This is a genomic window from Rhizobacter sp. LjRoot28 (genome assembly GCF_964253025.1).
Taxonomy (GTDB): domain Bacteria; phylum Pseudomonadota; class Gammaproteobacteria; order Burkholderiales; family Burkholderiaceae_C; genus Rhizobacter.
Genome location: NZ_CAXUQC020000001.1, coordinates 2,282,473 through 2,298,799 on the forward strand (window position 1 = coordinate 2,282,473; position 16,327 = coordinate 2,298,799).

The following is a 16,327-nucleotide window of genomic DNA, read 5'->3' on the forward strand; positions in this document are numbered from 1 at the left end:
GGGCGGCGTCCTCATCGTCGCTGGGCACACCGCCCCTTGGCGGCGGCTCCCTGACGCACCCTGCGTCCGACGGGTTCAGCTCGTCGCGCCCATCCCGGTCCTGTTGCAAAGTAACCCGTGGTGAAACATGGGAGTGCATGCTGAGTCATCACGGCGCCATACTGTGCTTTGCATCCGGTCCCGCCCCGGAAGCCAAAGGGAAGGCATGCTCACCCATCGACTCACCCAGGTCCCCCTCAGCAGAACTGAACTGCTGGACGCCCTCGGGGTGCGCGACGCGGTCGCCGAGGCGTGCTTCGAGTCGCTCGTCCGGGTGGCGGTCGAGGCCCTTCACACCCCTTCGGCCATGTTGTCGTTCTTCGAGAATGAATGGGTGTGGGTGAAAGCCGCCGTCGGCTGGCAGGACCGTCGGTACCCCACCGGGGACTCGCTGTGCAGATTCGTCGAAGGGATGCCGGGACCGCTGGCCATCCGGGACGTGCACGCCGACCCGCGCTTCGGCAGTTTGCCCGTGGTACGAAGCCACCCGGAAGTCGCCGCGTACGCTGGCATCGCCATCAAGTACGCCGGCAAGTTCATCGGCACGCTAAGCGCCCTGGACACGGTCCCGCGGACCTTCACCCGCGAGGAGTACGCCATTCTGTCGCACCTCGCCTCCGTCACCGAGGGGCTTCTCGACTCCCGCATGGCACGCTGGCAGATGCAGCAGGACGAGATCGAGGCCCGGGCCCTCGCGGAAATCTCGAGCGATTGGACCTGGGTCACCGACCCCGACAACCGGTACGTCCGGATCCGAGGCGCCACCTTTCAAGCCAAGGTGGGACGCACGCCGGAAAGCCTCATCGGCGAGAAGATCCTCGGGGGACCGGAGGTCGACTTCCTGGGGCAGCCCGTCGAGCCGCCGCAATCGTTCGAAGACTTGCTGGCCACCCGCGAACCGTTCGCCAACAGGCTCATCCGGATTCCCACCGCGTCGGGGCACGTCGTGGCCAACCGTTCCGGCGTGCCCCTCGTCCACCGCGGGCGATTCGAGGGCTACCTCGGCGTTTCAACCGACATGACGGCCCTCATCGAGGCAAACAAGCGGCTGCACCAGGCCACGGTCATGAAGGAGGCGGCCGAACGAGCCAGCCAGGGCAAGACGGCATTCATTTCGCAGGTCAGCCATGAGTTCCGGACTCCCCTGAACGCGATCATGGGCTTTACCCAGCTCCTGCAGCTGGACGAGTCTGGCTTCACCGACACGCAGCGCGCTCACCTCGGCCACATCCGGGACGCCTCGGATCGATTGCTCGCACTGACCAACGACATGCTGAACCTCGGGCGAATCGAGAACGGCGTCATCGAGTTGGCTCGCACCGGCGTGCTCCTCGCGCCCATCGTTCGTTCAGCAGCGTTCATGGTGGCCAACGACGCCAGCCGCAAGCACGTCACGGTCGACATCGACCTGGCCGACGACGTCCAGGTGCTGGCCGACGCCAAGGCCCTCGACCGTGTCGTCAGCAACCTGCTGAGCAACGCGGTGAAGTACAACCGCGAATCGGGCCAGGTGCGCATCCACGCCACCTCGGACACCGACACCGTCGTTCTCCATGTCGAAGACACCGGCCACGGAATGACGCCGGCGCAGCTGGCCAAGCTCTACGAGCCGTACAACCGGCTCGGCGCCGAACGCTCCGCCGTGCCGGGCACCGGGCTGGGTCTCGTCATCGCCAAGGCGCTGGTCCAGGCCATGGGTGGCAGCCTCGACGTGACTTCGGCCCCTGAAGCAGGATCCCATTTCCGTGTGAGTCTTCCTCGTCACGACCGCAGGAGTTAATGCGCCTGCATGTGCTCGCGGATCTGCTGCAGCGCGCCCGGGTCTTCCATCGTCGTGAGGTCCCCCGGATCGCGCGCCTCGCAGACCGCCTGGATGGCCCGCCGCAGCAGCTTGCCCGAGCGCGTCTTGGGCAGTGCCGTGACGAAGCGGACGCGCGCCGGACGTGCGACCGAGCCGAGCTGCTGGTCGACCGTCTTCATCACCTCGGCCTCCAGGGCCCGGGCCCGTGCATCCCCATCGGCCAGCGACGGATCCTTGAGCACGGCGAACGCGACGGCCACCTGGCCCTTGAGTGCATCGGCGATGCCGACGACCGCCACTTCGGCCACGGCGGGATGGTGCGAGATGCTCTCCTCGATCTCGCGCGTGCCCAGCCGGTGGCCCGCGACGTTGATCACGTCGTCGGTGCGGCCGAGAATGAAGTAGAAGCCGTCTTCGTCGCGCACGCCCCAGTCGAAGGTGCTGTAGACCAGGCGGCCCGGCACGGTCTTCCAGTAGGTGTTGACGAAACGGGCGTCGTCGCCCCAGACGGTCTGCATGCAGCCCGGGGGCAGCGGCCCCTCGATCGCGATCACGCCCTTCTGGTTCGGGGCGGTGAGCTCCAGGCCGGTGTTCTCGTCGATCAGCCTGACGTCGTAGCCGTACATGGCAAGGCCCGGGCTGCCGAACCTGCCCTCTGCCCGTTCGACGCCGTTGGCGATCGACAGGATGGGCCAGCCGGTCTCGGTCTGCCAGTAGTTGTCGATCACCGGTTTGCCGAGCGCGCCGGTGATCCAGCGCGAGGTCGGCTCGTCCAGCGGTTCGCCGGCCAGGAACAGGGTCCGCAGCGAGGACAGGTCGTGGGTCTTGAGGTGCGATTCGTCGTGCTTGCGCAGCACGCGCACAGCCGTGGGCGCCGAGAACATCACGCTCACGCGGTACTTCTCGACCAGCCGCCACCAGATGCCGGCGTCCGGACGCACCGGCAGGCCTTCGTACATGATGGTCGCCATGCCGGCCACGAGCGGCCCGTACACGATGTAGCTGTGCCCGACGACCCAGCCGATGTCGCTCGTGCAGAAGAAGGTCTCGCCGGGTTGCCCCTGGTAGATGTGCTTCATGCTGGCCGCCAACGCCACGGCATAGCCGCCGGTGTCGCGCTGCACGCCCTTGGGCTTGCCGGTGGTGCCGCTGGTGTAGAGGGTGTAGCTCGGATGCGTGGCAGGCGCCCAGGTGCACGGCACACGGGCATCGAGGTGGCGCTCGCGGAGCGCGCCATAGTCCTCGTCGCGGGGGCTGCTGACGGCCATGGGCGCGAGGCCGCGATCCACCAGCAGCACGCGTTCGGGCTTGTGCTTCGCCAGCTCGATCGCTTCGTCGAGCAGGGGCTTGTACGCCAGCACCTTGCCGCCGCGGCTGCCTGCGTCGGCGCTCACGATGACGCGTGGCGACGCGTCATCGATGCGGTTGGCGAGGCTCGCGCTGGCGAAGCCGCCGAACACCACCGAATGGATGGCGCCGATGCGCGTGCACGCCAGCATGGCGAAGGCCGCTTCCGGAATCATCGGCATGTAGATCAGCACGCGGTCGCCCTGGCCGACACCCAGCGATTGCAGGATCGCCGCCATCCGCTGCACTTCCTCGTGGAGCGCCGCGAAGGTGTAGACCCGCTCCTGGTCCGTTTCGGTGGACACCCAGACGAGTGCGTTCTGCTCGGCCCGCGCCGCGAGGTGCCGGTCGACCGCGTTGTGGCACAGGTTGGTCTCGCCACCCACGAACCAGCGGGCGAAGGGTGGGTTGCTGTAGTCGCACACCTGGTCGAAGGGGCGATGCCAGTCGACGAGCGAGGCCTGCTCGGACCAGAAGCTGTCGCGGTCGTGGATCGAGCGCTGGTAGAAGTCGGCATAGCGGGTCATCGGTCTCTCCTTGGGGCAGGCCGGATCGCCTGCTGAATTGCATCCAGTTGTGTCGCCGTGATGCGGGACGCGATGGCATTGCAGGCCCGCGGACTGACGGGCCACTGACGCAATTCCCCCGGGGAAACCTGATGAGGGCAGACCCTGAGCCCTGCGCGATGCTCATCCGAAGGCTCGAAAAGCCGTGCTAAGTCCGCGTTGTACAAAGGATTTCCGGGTTGACTGAGCCCAGCGCCTTCCCTATGCTCCGCCCCATGTCGACGCTGTACCGCCCTGCCCTGTCCCGCCATGCCGCTCGAGCCGCAAGCCTGTTGCTCGCTGGCGCGCTCGTGAGCGGCGCAGCAGTCGCATCGCCGCAGCCCGGCACCGACCCGCTTGCCGGCCTCATCGAAGACCGCGGCCTGGCCGCCCCCTTCGTGGCCAACCCGAACCCCGGCCACCTGCTGCCGGCCGGCACTGCGCCGGCGGTACAGCGCCCTGCCACCTTTGCGCAGCAGGTACGGGAATCCGCCTCGGGCATGGTCGTGTCGGCAATGAATTTCCTCGGCGTGCGCTATGTGCGCGGCGGCGACTCCGCCGAAGAAGGCTTCGACTGCAGCGGCTTCACGCGCCACGTGTTCGAGAACAGCATCGGCCTCATCCTTCCGCGTCGGGCCGACGAGCAGGCCACCGCACCCGGCCTCGTGAAGGTTCGCCGCGAAGAACTGCAACCCGGCGACCTCGTCTTTTTCAACACCTTGCGCCGCACCTTCTCGCACGTGGGCATCTACGTCGGCGAGGGCAAGTTCATCCATGCTCCGCGCAGCGGCGGCAATGTTCGGGTCGAGAACATGCGGGTGTCCTACTGGGCCAAGCGCTTCACCGGTGCACGCCGCGTCGCCGACAAGCACCTCACGGTGGCTGCGACGCCGCTCCCGTCGTCCCAGCCGGCGATGGTCCACACCTCGGCGCCCGCCACGCCCCCGGCTTTCTCGGCCGCGACCGAGAACCACTGGAACTGACCCCGGACAAGACGCGGTCGTTTCGCTGAGGGACAATCCGGCGATGGTCGCCAAAGTGATTCCGCTCGCCGACCTCCGCCGTCTGGCGAGCACGCCCCCCCCGCCCGCACCCGCGGCCCCGTTCGAGGGCGACTTGCGCGATGCCCTCGGCCGGCCGCTGCACGACCTGCGCATCTCCGTCACCGACCGCTGCAACTTCCGCTGCAGCTACTGCATGCCGAAGGAGATCTTCGACAAGCACTACCGCTTCCTGCCACACGACGCGCTGCTGAGCTTCGAGGAGATCACCCGAGCCGCGCGCGTGTTCGTGTCGCTCGGCGTGCGCAAGATCCGCCTCACCGGCGGCGAACCGCTGCTGCGCAAGAACCTTGAACGCCTGGTGGAGATGCTCGCCGGTCTGCGCACGCTCGAAGGCCAGCCGCTCGACCTGACCCTCACCACGAACGGCTCGCTGCTGAAGCGCAAGGCCCGGGCTTTGAAGGATGCCGGGCTGCAGCGGGTCACGGTCAGCCTCGACGCGCTGGATGACGCCATCTTTCGGCGCATGAACGACGCCGACTTCCCCGTCGCAGACGTGCTCGAGGGCATCGACGAGGCCCACACCGTCGGCCTCGGCCCCGTCAAGGTCAACATGGTCGTGAAGCGCGGCACCAACGACCATGAGGTCGTCGCCATGGCCGAGCGCTTCCGCGGCACGCCCGTGGTGCTGCGCTTCATCGAGTACATGGACGTCGGGGCCACCAATGGCTGGCGCATGGACGAGGTGTTGCCCTCGGGTGAACTCATCGCCCGGTTGGGCGAGGTCTTCCCGCTGGAGCCCCTCGGCGCCGCGGCCCAGGGCGAGACCGCTGCGCGCTGGCGCTACCGCGACGGGCAGGGCGAGATCGGCGTCATCTCCAGCGTGACGCAGGCCTTCTGCCGCGACTGCAACCGCGCCCGCCTCACGACCGAGGGCAAGCTCTTCCTCTGCCTGTTCGGCACCCAGGGCCACGACCTGCGCGCGCTGCTGCGCGGCGACCATGCCGATGCAGCGATCGGCGGCGCCATCGCCGGCATCTGGCAGGGCCGGAGCGACCGCTATTCCGAACTGCGGGCGCAGCTGCCGCCGGCACCGGCCGATGGCGCACGCCGGGTCGAGATGCACTACATCGGCGGCTGAGCCCTCGCCCCTCGATGATCGAGCGCCGCGACATCACGGGTCTCGTGCTTGCCGGTGGACGTGGCGCGCGCATGGGGGGCGCCGACAAGGGCCTGCAGCCGCTGCGCGGCGTGCCGCTGGCATTGCACGCGCTGCGCCGGCTCGCGCCGCAGGTCGAGCGCTGCCTGGTGTCGGCCAACCGCAACCTGCCCACGTACGCGAGCTTCGGTGTGCCCGTGGTGAGCGACGCGCTGCCGGACCACCCTGGGCCGCTGGGCGGGCTGCTTGCGGGGCTGCAGGCGGCAGCCACCGACTGGCTGCTCACCGTGCCCTGTGACACGCCTGCCTTCCCGCTCGATCTCGCGGAGCGCATGGCCACGCAAGCCGTGCTCGATGGCGCCGACATCGTGCTGGCGGCCAGCCGCACGCCCGACGGTGGCCTGCAACGCCAGCCCGTGTTCTGCCTGCTCCGCCGAACGCTCGAACCGGCGCTCGGCAGTTTCGTGCAACAGGGCGGTCGAGGTCTGAGCCACTGGGCGGCGACGCTCGGGGCTGCGGTGGCGGCCTTCGAGACTCCCGAGGCATTCACGAACGCGAACACCCTTGAAGAACTCCAGCGCCTTCACTGAAACGCTGGCCGCCGCGGCAGCTCCCTTTGCCGTGCGCCGGCTCGGCGCGGACGACCTGGCCGACTACAAGGCCTTGCGCGACACCATGCTGCTGCTGGCTCCGGATGCCTTCACCGCCGACCCGCAGAGCGAGTGGCCCAAGGCCGCGGAGGTGTACCAGGCCCGCTTCGGGCTCGGCGGCGATGACCCGGCCACGTTCACCCTGGGCGCGCTCAGCGGCGACCGCCTGGTGGGCGCCATCAGTTGCGAGCATGAGTCGCTGCCCAAGGTGGCCCACATCGGCCACATCGTCGGCATGATGGTGCTTCCGGAGCACGGGGGGCGCGGCGTGGGACGCGCCCTGCTTCGCGGCTGCATCGATCGGGTGCGCACCGTCACCACGCTCGAACAACTCCTCCTGACCGTCACGGCTACGAATCCCCGCGCCATCGCGCTCTACGAGGCCGCGGGTTTCGTGCGCTACGGCACCCTCACCCAGGCGCTGCGCCTGGACGAAGGCGATGTCGACAAGCACCTGCTGCGCCTGATGCTCGCGGCGCACTGAGCTCTGCACCGCGCCTGGCGCGGCGCAGTCTCAGTGCGCGGTGCCGGGCTGGTCGAGCGAGGCCTCGGCAATCTCACCGGGCACGTTCTTGCGCGCCAACAGCATGTACATGGTCGGCACCACGAAGATGGTGAGCAGCGTCCCCACCGTCATGCCGCCCACGATCACCCAGCCGATCTGCTGGCGGCTCTCCGCGCCCGCGCCGCTCGCCAGCGCCAGCGGCAGCGCGCCCAGCACCATGGCACCGGTCGTCATGAGGATGGGGCGCAGGCGCAAGGCAGCGCCGGTGACGACGGCCTCGAGGGTGTCCAGGCCCTGCTGTCGCATCTGGTTGGCGAACTCGACGATCAGGATGCCGTGCTTGGTGATCAAGCCGACGAGCGTGATCAGCCCGATCTGCGAGTACACGTTCAACGTGCCCCCTGACAGCTGAAGCGCGCCCAGCGCGCCCAGCATCGACAAGGGCACGCTGAGCATGATGACGAACGGATCGACGAAGCTCTCGAACTGGGCGGCGAGCACGAGGAAGATGAAGAGCAGGGCCAGCACGAACACGAGGCCGAGGGCGCCGCTCGACGAACGGAACTCGCGCGACGCGCCGTTGAGTTCCGTCGAGTAGCCGGGCTTGAGCACCTTGGCCGCCGTGTCATCCATGAACGTCAGCGCCTCGCCCAGCGCATACCCTGGGGCGAGGTTGGCGGAGATGGTGACCGAGCGCCGCTGGTTGAAGTGATTCAGTTCACGTGGACTGACCGATTCGCGCACCTCGACCAGGGACGAGAGCGGGATCATGGCGTCGCCTCGCCCGCGCACGAAGATCCGCTCGATGTCCTCGGGGGTCGTCCGTCCCGAGACGTCGGTCTGCACGATGACGTCGTACTGCTCCGCCTCACGCTTGTAGCGGGTGACGTTGCGTCCGCCGAGCATGGTCTCGATGGCGCGCGCGACCTGGTCGACCGGAACGCCGGCATCGGCTGCGCGCTTGCGATCGACCTGGATGAAGATCTCCGGCTTGTTCAGCCGCAGGTCGCTGTCCGGCTGCACGATGCCGGGGTTCTTGTTCATCTCGGCCATGATCTGCTGCGCGACCTGGGCCAGGTTCTGGTACGAATCGGAGGTGACGATGACGAAGTTGATCGCCCGCTCGCGAAAGCCCTGCCCGAGCGACGGCGGCGTGACCGGGAAGGCGCTTACCCCCGGCAGGTTGCCGAACTTGGGCAGCATGTCGCGGGCGAGCCACTGGGTGCTGCGGTCCCGCACCGACCAGTCGGTGGTGCGCATGAAGGCCACGCCCTGGGACACGGTCGGGTTGCCGGTCACGACGAACACGCGGTCGAACTCGGGGTACTGCAGGCCGATCTTCTCGATCTCCTGCATGTAGCGCGCGGTGTAGGCCATGGTGGACCCGTCCGGCGCATTGACCGAGGCCAGCACGACGCCGCGGTCCTCGAGCGGCGCGAGCTCGCTCTTGGTGGTGGAAAAGAGCCACCAGCTCGCGCCCGCGGACACCGCCATCACGACCAGCACCAGCCAGCGCCGGCCGAGGGTCCAGCGCAGCGCGACTTCATAGCGCCCCGTCAGCCAGACGAGCCAGGACTCCATCATGCGGTCGAAGCGATTCGGGTTCGGGTTGTGGCGCAGCAGCTTGCTGCACATCATCGGCGTGAGGGTGAGTGCGGTGAATCCGGAGACGATCACCGCCCCGGCCAGGGTGAGGGCGAACTCCACGAACAGGCGACCGGTGCGGCCCGGCGTGAAGGCCAGCGGCGCGAACACGGCGGCCAGCGTCATGGTCATCGCCAGCACGGCGAAGGCCACTTCCCGGGCGCCCTTCAGGGAGGCCTGGAAGGGACTCAGCCCCTCCTCGATGTGGCGGAAGATGTTCTCCAGCATCACGATGGCGTCGTCGACCACGAGGCCGATGGCCAGCACCAGCGCCAGCAGGGTCAGCGTGTTGATGGTGAAGCCGGCCAGGGCCATGAGGGCGAACACGCCAATCAGGCTCACCGGAATGGTGACGAGCGGAATGATGGAGGCCCGCAGGGTGCGCAGGAAGACGAACACCACCACCGCGACCAGCACCACCGCCTCGGCGATCGTCGAGTAGACCGACTTCACCGAACGGTCGATGAAGACGGCGTTGTCGTTCGCCTGCTGCACGACCAGGCCTTCCGGCAGATCCTCCTGGATGCGAGGCAGCACGGCATAGACGCCGGCGGACACCTCCAGCGGATTGGCAGTGGCCTGGCGGATCACGCCCATCGAGACGGCGGGCTTGCCGTTCAGGCGCACGCTGGAGCGTTCACTCGCAGGGCCTTCCTCCACGCGGGCCACATCGCGCAGCCGCACCGAGTGGCCGTTCACGGTCTTGAGCGCGACGTCGGCGAACTGCTCCGGCGTGGTGAGGTCGGTCTGGGCGGTGACGCTGAACTCGCGCTGCTGGCTCTCGATGCGTCCTGCGGGCACCTCGAGGTTCTGTCGCCGCAGCGCATCCTCGACGTCCTGGACGGTGAGCTGGTAGGCGGCCAGCTTGTCGGGGTCGACCCACACGCGCATCGAGAACTTGCGGTCCCCGTTGATCTGCACGTCGGCCACGCCGGGCACCGTCTGCAGGCGCGGCTTCACCACGCGGTTGAGCACATCGGTGATCACGAGCGGCGACAGCGTGTCGCTGCTGAACGCCAGCCAGATGGTGGGCGTGGCGTCGGCCTCGACCTTGGAGATGACCGGCTCGTCGATCGCGTCGGGCAGGCGGCCACGCACCCGCGAGACGCGGTCGCGCACGTCGGCCGCGGCGTCCTCCGGGCTCTTGTCGAGCTTGAAGCGCGCGGTGATGCGGCTTTCCTCGGCGCGCGAGACCGACGTGATGATGTCCACGCCCTCGATGCCGGCCACCGAGTCTTCGAGCACCTTGGTCACCTGCGACTCGATGACTTCGGACGACGCTCCGGTGAGCCGGGTCGTGACGTTGACCACCGGCTCGTCGATGCGCGGGTATTCGCGCACCTGCAGCCGGGAGAACGACACCGCGCCGATGAGGATGATGAGCAGCGACATGACCGTCGCGAACACCGGGCGACGGATGGAGGTCTCGGAGATTCTCATGACCGGTTCCGTTCAGCGCAGCGGCGCGGCGCTGGCAGCAGCCGCCACCTTGGGCCCGCCTGGCGTCGACCCCGCGGCAGAGGCGGGAGCGCCCGACGCCACCGCCTCACCGATCTGCACGATGCGCACCGGCAGGCCGTCGGCCCGCATGACGCGGGATTGACCGGCCGTCACCACGACGTCGCCCGGCTGCAGGCCCTGGGTGATCTCGACCTTGCCTGGCACGCGCAGCCCGAGCCGCGCCTCCAGGCGGCGTGTCGTCGGGCCTCCAGGGCCCTCGACGACCTTGATCACGTACTGGCGTCCGCCCTGGGGCACGAGGGCTTCCTCGGGCACCACCACGGCATCGTCGCGCGACGAGAAGACGATGCGGGCGCGGGCAAACATGCCCGGCCGCAGCAGGCCCTCGGTGTTGGCGATGCTTGCCCGCACCAGCAGGGAGCGGCCGTTGGCCTCGAGTTGCGAATCGAAGGCGTCGACCCGGCCCTTGAAGCTGCGACCCGGCAGGCCGTCCAGCGTGACATCCACGCCCTGTCCGACCTTCAGCCGCGTCAGCACGCTCTCGGGCAGCCGGAAGTCCACATACATCGCCGCGACGTCATCGATGCTGACGAGGTCGGCGCCGTCCTTGACGTAGTCGCCCACGTTGACGAGGCGGATGCCGGCGACGCCGTCGAACGGCGAGACCACCCGCATGCGCAGGAGCTGCGCGTCGGCCAGGGCCACCTGCGCCTGCGCCACCTCGAGCGCGGCGGCGGATTGGTCGACCGCGCTCTGGCTGACGAAGTTCTGGGCGGCCAGGTCGCGATTGCGCTGCAGGTTGGTGCGAGCGATGCTCGCCTGCGCCTTGGCCTGGGCGAGCTGCGCCCGCTGCAGCGTGTCGTCGAGCTGCACGAGCAGCTGCCCGCGCCGCACGCGTGCCCCATCGGTGAAGCCGAGCTTGTCGATGCGGCCACTCGTCTCGGGTCGCAGCATCACGCCCTGGCGGGAGCGAACGGACCCGACGGTGACCGTCTCGTCATTGAGCCGCATCGCCGCCACCCGGGCCACCTCGACGGAGGGAACGGGCTCGGAGGCGGCAGGCGCCGACGCGCCCTGCGCCGCAACCGGCGCGGACCCTCGCCCTGATGCGCCGTCCTGGCGCTGATACCAGTACGCAGCGGCGCTCAGCCCGGCAAGGCCGACCACGGCCACGATCGCGTGCAACTTCTTGATGGTCATGAATAAGGATCTCCGGCGTGCACTCTAGCGATCCGACGCATTTCGTGCACGCGCGCGCAACTCAGCGGGGACTGGCCGAACGGGTGGCAAGCGCCTTGTTGGCCAGGGCATCGGCCCGTTCGTTGTAGACATCGCCGTTGTGGCCTCGGACCCATCGTGTCGTGACTTTTCTCGCATCGGCGGCGGCAAACAGTTGTTTCCAAAGGGCGAGGTTGGCCACCTGCTCGCCCTTCGAGTTGCGGTAACCCTTGCGCTCCCAGCCCGCGCGCCACTCGCTCAGGCCCTTGAGCACGTATTGACTGTCGGAGACGAGTTCCACCGCGGCGCCCACGGGCACGCGGCTGAGCCCTTCCAGCGCCGCAGTGAGTTCGGCGATCTGGTTGGTGCCCGGGCCGATGAACCCGTAGTGGTCGGTCTCGGTGACGCCGTCAGCGGCGATCAGGACGACACCCCAGCCAGCGGGGCCGGGGTTGGAGGGCGCACAGGCCCCGTCGGTGTAAGCGACCCATTTCATGGATGGAAGATTCCCTTGTCAGTGAAAAAAAGCAGAAGTGGTGGTGGGCGCCGCGGCGTGGCCGCCAGCCGCGCCACCGCGAGGAGCAGGAAACGGGAGGGTGCCCGGCGGCCTCGCTCAGCGGTCGGGCGCCTTCGCCCGGCGGGCGCTCCCTTGGCGATGGCTCACCACCGGGGCAGCGGCCTTCACCGCCTGCCGGTGCTGGCGCGCCAGGCCGACGAGCCGCATGCCGCGCACGCGCTTGACGGCCAGCACCATGTAGACCGAGCCGAACACCGGCCACCAGCGTTCGCCCACCCGCTCGGCCCAGGCAAACCGGGTGAGCCAGCGCTCCGACCGCAGGGCGGGGGCATAACAGCCGAACTGCCCGGCCTCGACCTCGAAGCTGAGCAGGCGCAGCCAGTCTCGCAGACGCCGGTAGCCGATGAACTCGCTCTCGCCGGGCAGGAACAAGCCGTCCCGGGCGCCAAAGCCCATCTGCCGACGAAGCCGGCCAAAGCGCTGGCGCACACCCCACAGGCTGTTGGGATTGAAGCCGAGGATCAGGACCTTGCCCTCCGGCATCAGCACCCGCTCCACCTCGCGCAGGGCCAGGTGCGGATCGCGGGTGAGTTCGAGCGCGTGAGGCAGCACGACGAGGTCCAGGCTCTGGCTGTCGAAGGGCAGCGCATCGAAATCGCATTGGAGCACGACCCTCGCCCGCGGAGCCGCCGGCGACGGTGTCATGATCGGAACTTCGTCACTGCCCGGCGACTCCACCGCGAGCGTGGGCTGGTCGATCGCCAGCCAGCGGTGCGGCATGCGGTTGTCGCGCAGGGCGTCGAGTTGGGGCAAGCCGAGCTGCAGCGCGTGAAATCCGAACACGTCGGCCACGCCTCGGTCGAGCTGTGCTTGCTCCCAGGCCAGGAGGTAGCGTCCCGGTGGCGTTTCGAGCCATTGGCCCAAACTTATAATCCCGTCGACTTGTGTCATGAACCTGCTTGCACTGCCCGCCTTTGCCGACAACTACATCTGGATGCTTCACGATGGGCAGCGCGCGCTCGTCGTCGATCCGGGTGAGGCCGAGCCGGTGCAACGGGCGCTCGATGCCCACGGGTTGGCGCTGGTCGGCATTCTAGTGACTCACCACCACGGCGACCATGTCGGAGGCCTCGCGGCCCTTCGGCCCCGGCTGCAGGGGCCCGTGTTCGGCCCGGCCAACGAATCCATTCCGGGGCCCTGCGAGCCGGTCCGCCAGGGCGATGCGGTCGAGGTCATGGGCCTTCGCTTCGACGTGCTCGACGTGCCGGGCCACACCGCCGGCCACGTCGCGTACGTGCAGCGCCCGACCTCCGGCGCGCCGGTCCTCTTCTGTGGCGACACCCTGTTCTCCGGCGGCTGCGGCCGGCTGTTCGAAGGCACGCCCGCCCAGATGCACCAGTCGCTGGCCCAGCTTGCCGCCCTGCCCTCCGAGACGCAGGTGTGCTGCGCTCACGAATACACTCTCTCGAACCTCAAGTTTGCCCGGGCGGTCGAACCCGACAACGCCGACCTGCTCGACTACCTCTCGCGCTGCGAAGCCCTGCGCAGCCGACAACTTCCCACCCTGCCCAGCACCATCGGCCAGGAACGCCTCGTCAACCCGTTCCTGCGTTGCAGCCTGCCGGCCGTCGCGCAGGCTGCGCGCCGCCACGGCGCCGCAAGCGATGAACCGGTGGACGTGCTGGCAGCGCTGCGCCAATGGAAAAACGAATTCCGATGATCTCCTTGCCCTCCCTTCGCCGCCCGGCCTCTTTCGCGGCGCTGCTGTTGTCCCTCTGGCTCGCCGGCTGCGCCACCGTCGCGCCCCCCGCGGAGGAACTGCCCGAGGACGACGTTTCCGACATCGTTCGCGCCGCCGAATCGGCCGCCTCGGCGGCTGCGGCCTCCGCCTCCGCGGCTGCGGCGTCGTCGCCGGCTTCAGCGGCCAGCGAACCGGCGAGCGCCGTGGCGGCGCCCATCGACCCGCTGCGCCCCGACGAGAAGGTGGACCTGGGCTCCGCGGCCGCAACGGTCGACCTGTGGAGCCGGCTGCGCCGCGGCTTCGCCATTCCCGACCTGGACACCCCGCTCGTGCAGAAGGGCGAGCAGTACTACGCCGCGCGCCCGGACTACGTGCAACGCATGACGACGCGCGGCAGCCGCTACCTGTTCCACATCGTCGAGGAGGTCGAGCGCCGCGGCATGCCGACCGAGCTGGCCCTGCTGCCCTTCATCGAAAGCGCGTTCAACCCGCAGGCCGTCTCGTCCGCCAAGGCCTCCGGCATGTGGCAATTCATGCCGGCCACCGGCAAGTACTTCGAGCTGCGCCAGAACGTCTTCCGTGACGACCGTCGGGACGTGCTCGCATCCACGCGGGCCGCGCTCGACTACCTGGGCAAGCTGTACGGCATGTTCGGCGACTGGCATCTGGCGCTGGCCGCCTACAACTGGGGCGAAGGCAGCGTGCAGCGCGCCATCCGGCGCAACCAGCGCCGCGGGCTGCCGACCGACTACCTGAGCCTGCGCATGCCCGACGAGACGCAGTACTACGTGCCCAAGCTGCAGGCCGTGAAGAACCTCGTCGCCCGGCCCTCGGACTTCGGCATCACGCTCCCTCCGCTGGAGAACCACCCCTACTTCCTCAGCGTCCCCATCGAGCGCGACATCGACGTGGCCCTGGCCGTGTCGCTGGCCGGGGTATCGCGTGAGGAATTCCAGACGCTCAACCCGCAGATGAACAAGCCGGTGATCCTGGCCGCCGGCACACCGCAGCTGCTGCTGCCGTACGACAACGCCAGCCAGTTCATCCGCAACATCGGCTCGCACCAGGGTCCGCTCGCCACCTGGACGGCCTGGGTGGCGCCCACCACCCTCCACCCGTCAGAGGCAGCCAAGCGCGTGGGCATGGAGGAGGCCGAACTCCGCGAGGTGAACAAGATTCCGCCCTCGATGCTGGTGAGGGCCGGGTCCACGCTGCTCGTGCCGCGTGCCAGCACCTCCCGCAGCGACGTCTCGCCGCACATCGCCGACAACGCCGTGATGTCGCTGACACCGGATCAGCCCCCGCTGCGGCGCGTGTCGCTGCGTGCCGGCAAGCGTGACACCGTGGCCAGCGTGGCCCGCCGCTACAAGGTCTCACCGAGCCAGGTCGCGAACTGGAACCAGGTGAGCGCCGGCGCCCGCTTCAAGCCGGGCCAGACCATCGTGGTCTACCTCGCCCAGAAGGCCGTGCGCGGCAAGGCCGCCTCGGTTCGCGCGGGTGCCCGCAAGGGCGTGGTGAAGGCGACGTCCGCGGGCAAGGCCAGCTCCGGGTCGCGCAAGGCGGCCTCCGGCAAGACGGCCAAGGGCAAGAAAGCCGCGCCGGCCAAGAAGAGCGTCAAAAACAAGCGCTGAGCGGGACCGCTTGGCGAGCCTCTCACCGAAGGCTCGAGACAGCGCACCGCTCCTCGGCGCGGAGTTTGTTTGCCTGCAGCAAGCAGGCCATCGCCTACCCGTGACGCGGGACGAGGTCGAGCGTTTCGCGGCGGCGCATCAGCGCCGGTCGGTCAGCGCGTGCGCGATGGTGCCCAGGTCCACGTATTCCAGTTCGCTGCCGATGGGCACCCCGCGGGCGAGCCGGGTCACGCGCACGCCGCGGGACTTGAGCGCCTCGGCGATCACGTGAGACGTGGCTTCGCCCTCGGCCGTGAAGTTGGTGGCGACGATGACCTCGTCGACCACGCCATCGGTTGCCCGCTGCATCAGCGCCTGCATCCCGATGTCGGGCACGCCGATGCCGTCGAGCGGGCTCAGCCGCCCCATCAGCACGAAGTAGAGGCCGGTGTAGCTGCCGGTGCGCTCCATCGCTGCCTGATCCGCCGGTGTCTCGACGACACACAGCAGCCGGGCGTCCCGGGCAGGATCCAGGCAGGTGCTGCACACCGGCGCCTCGGTGAAGGTGTGGCACCGCTCGCAGTGCCGCACGTCGTGCAGCGCGGTGTCGAGCGCGGCCGCGATGCGCTGCGCCCCGACACGGTCGTGCTGCAGGAGGTGGAAGGCCATGCGCTGCGCCGACTTCTGCCCGACGCCCGGCAGTTGCCGGAGGGCCTCGATCAGGGCGTCGAGCGCGGACGTGGCCATCGGCGAGCGCTCAGAACGGGAACTTCATGCCGCCGGGCAGCGGCATGCCGGCGGTGAGCTTGCCCATCTTTTCCTGGGAAACCTCCTCGGCGCGACGGATGCTGTCGTTGAAGGCGGCGGCCACCAGGTCCTCAAGCATGTCCTTGTCGTCGCCGAACAGGCTCGGGTCGATGACGACGCGCTTGACGTCGTGCTTGCAGGTCATCGTGATCTTGACGAGACCGGCGCCGGACTGGCCCTCGACCTCGATCGTGGCCAGTTCGTCCTGGGCCTTCTTCAGGTTTTCCTGCATCGCCTGCGCCTGCTTCATCAAGCCGGCGATCTGGTTCTTCATCATGGTGG

14 protein-coding genes are annotated in these 16,327 nt (G+C 68.8%); 7 read left to right on the forward strand and 7 right to left on the reverse strand.

Annotated features, from left to right (window positions below):
* Positions 1-205: 205 nt before the first annotated feature.
* Entirely contained in the window at positions 206-1,819 is a 1,614-nt protein-coding gene (locus tag ACSQ2F_RS10525; RefSeq protein ID WP_436022483.1) for an ATP-binding protein, read from the forward strand.
* Here ACSQ2F_RS10525 and ACSQ2F_RS10530 read toward each other — a convergent pair.
* Positions 1,816-3,714, reverse strand: coding sequence for a propionate--CoA ligase (locus ACSQ2F_RS10530; protein ID WP_436022485.1), 1,899 nt, complete (start codon positions 3,712-3,714; stop codon positions 1,816-1,818). The genes ACSQ2F_RS10525 and ACSQ2F_RS10530 overlap by 4 nt on opposite strands.
* Positions 3,715-3,968: 254 nt before the next feature.
* Between ACSQ2F_RS10530 and ACSQ2F_RS10535 the strand changes: the two genes are divergently transcribed.
* From ACSQ2F_RS10535 to ACSQ2F_RS10550, 4 genes are read left to right on the forward strand one after another with little or no spacing between them, the layout of a single operon-like run.
* Positions 3,969-4,715: a C40 family peptidase gene (locus ACSQ2F_RS10535; RefSeq protein ID WP_436022487.1), complete on the forward strand. Its 747-nt coding sequence runs from the start codon at positions 3,969-3,971 to the stop codon at positions 4,713-4,715.
* A 43-nt stretch (positions 4,716-4,758) separates the two neighbouring features.
* Positions 4,759-5,874 carry a GTP 3',8-cyclase MoaA gene (gene moaA, locus ACSQ2F_RS10540; protein ID WP_436022489.1) on the forward strand — a complete coding sequence of 372 codons (1,116 nt, stop codon included), beginning with the start codon at positions 4,759-4,761 and terminating at the stop codon, positions 5,872-5,874.
* Between the two features lie 14 nt (positions 5,875-5,888).
* Positions 5,889-6,482, forward strand: coding sequence for a molybdenum cofactor guanylyltransferase MobA (gene mobA / locus ACSQ2F_RS10545; protein ID WP_436022491.1), 594 nt, complete (start codon positions 5,889-5,891; stop codon positions 6,480-6,482).
* A complete protein-coding gene (locus tag ACSQ2F_RS10550) occupies positions 6,457-7,026 on the forward strand; it encodes an N-acetyltransferase family protein (RefSeq protein WP_436022493.1) in 570 nt (189 codons plus the stop codon). Before mobA ends, ACSQ2F_RS10550 begins: the two co-directional genes overlap by 26 nt.
* A 30-nt stretch (positions 7,027-7,056) precedes the next feature.
* On the opposite strand, the gene ACSQ2F_RS10555 is transcribed toward ACSQ2F_RS10550, so the two are convergent.
* The 4 genes from ACSQ2F_RS10555 to ACSQ2F_RS10570 form a co-directional block, all read right to left on the reverse strand.
* On the reverse strand, positions 7,057-10,131 hold the full coding sequence (locus ACSQ2F_RS10555; protein ID WP_436022495.1) for an efflux RND transporter permease subunit: 3,075 nt from the start codon (positions 10,129-10,131) through the stop codon (positions 7,057-7,059).
* Between the two features lie 12 nt (positions 10,132-10,143).
* On the reverse strand, positions 10,144-11,352 hold the full coding sequence (locus ACSQ2F_RS10560) for an efflux RND transporter periplasmic adaptor subunit (RefSeq protein ID WP_436022497.1): 1,209 nt from the start codon (positions 11,350-11,352) through the stop codon (positions 10,144-10,146).
* A gap of 61 nt (positions 11,353-11,413) precedes the next feature.
* Entirely contained in the window at positions 11,414-11,866 is a 453-nt protein-coding gene (locus ACSQ2F_RS10565; protein ID WP_436022499.1) for a ribonuclease H family protein, read from the reverse strand.
* A gap of 117 nt (positions 11,867-11,983) precedes the next feature.
* The gene (locus ACSQ2F_RS10570; RefSeq protein WP_436022501.1) at positions 11,984-12,838 is read right to left on the reverse strand and encodes a class I SAM-dependent methyltransferase; all 855 of its coding nucleotides are present in this window, start codon (positions 12,836-12,838) and stop codon (positions 11,984-11,986) included.
* On the opposite strand from ACSQ2F_RS10570, the gene gloB reads away from it, so the two are divergent.
* Both gloB and ACSQ2F_RS10580 read left to right on the forward strand, forming a co-directional pair.
* Entirely contained in the window at positions 12,837-13,607 is a 771-nt protein-coding gene (gene gloB, locus ACSQ2F_RS10575) for a hydroxyacylglutathione hydrolase (protein WP_436022503.1), read from the forward strand. The two genes, ACSQ2F_RS10570 and gloB, sit on opposite strands and share 2 nt — an antisense overlap.
* Positions 13,604-15,259: a transglycosylase SLT domain-containing protein gene (locus tag ACSQ2F_RS10580; protein WP_436022505.1), complete on the forward strand. Its 1,656-nt coding sequence runs from the start codon at positions 13,604-13,606 to the stop codon at positions 15,257-15,259. Before gloB ends, ACSQ2F_RS10580 begins: the two co-directional genes overlap by 4 nt.
* Before the next feature lie 138 nt (positions 15,260-15,397).
* Here ACSQ2F_RS10580 and recR read toward each other — a convergent pair whose 3' ends face one another.
* Both recR and ACSQ2F_RS10590 read right to left on the reverse strand, forming a co-directional pair.
* On the reverse strand, positions 15,398-15,985 hold the full coding sequence (gene recR / locus ACSQ2F_RS10585) for a recombination mediator RecR (RefSeq protein ID WP_436022509.1): 588 nt from the start codon (positions 15,983-15,985) through the stop codon (positions 15,398-15,400).
* Between the two features lie 10 nt (positions 15,986-15,995).
* Positions 15,996-16,322, reverse strand: coding sequence for a YbaB/EbfC family nucleoid-associated protein (locus ACSQ2F_RS10590; protein WP_436022511.1), 327 nt, complete (start codon positions 16,320-16,322; stop codon positions 15,996-15,998).
* Positions 16,323-16,327: the final 5 nt, after the last annotated feature.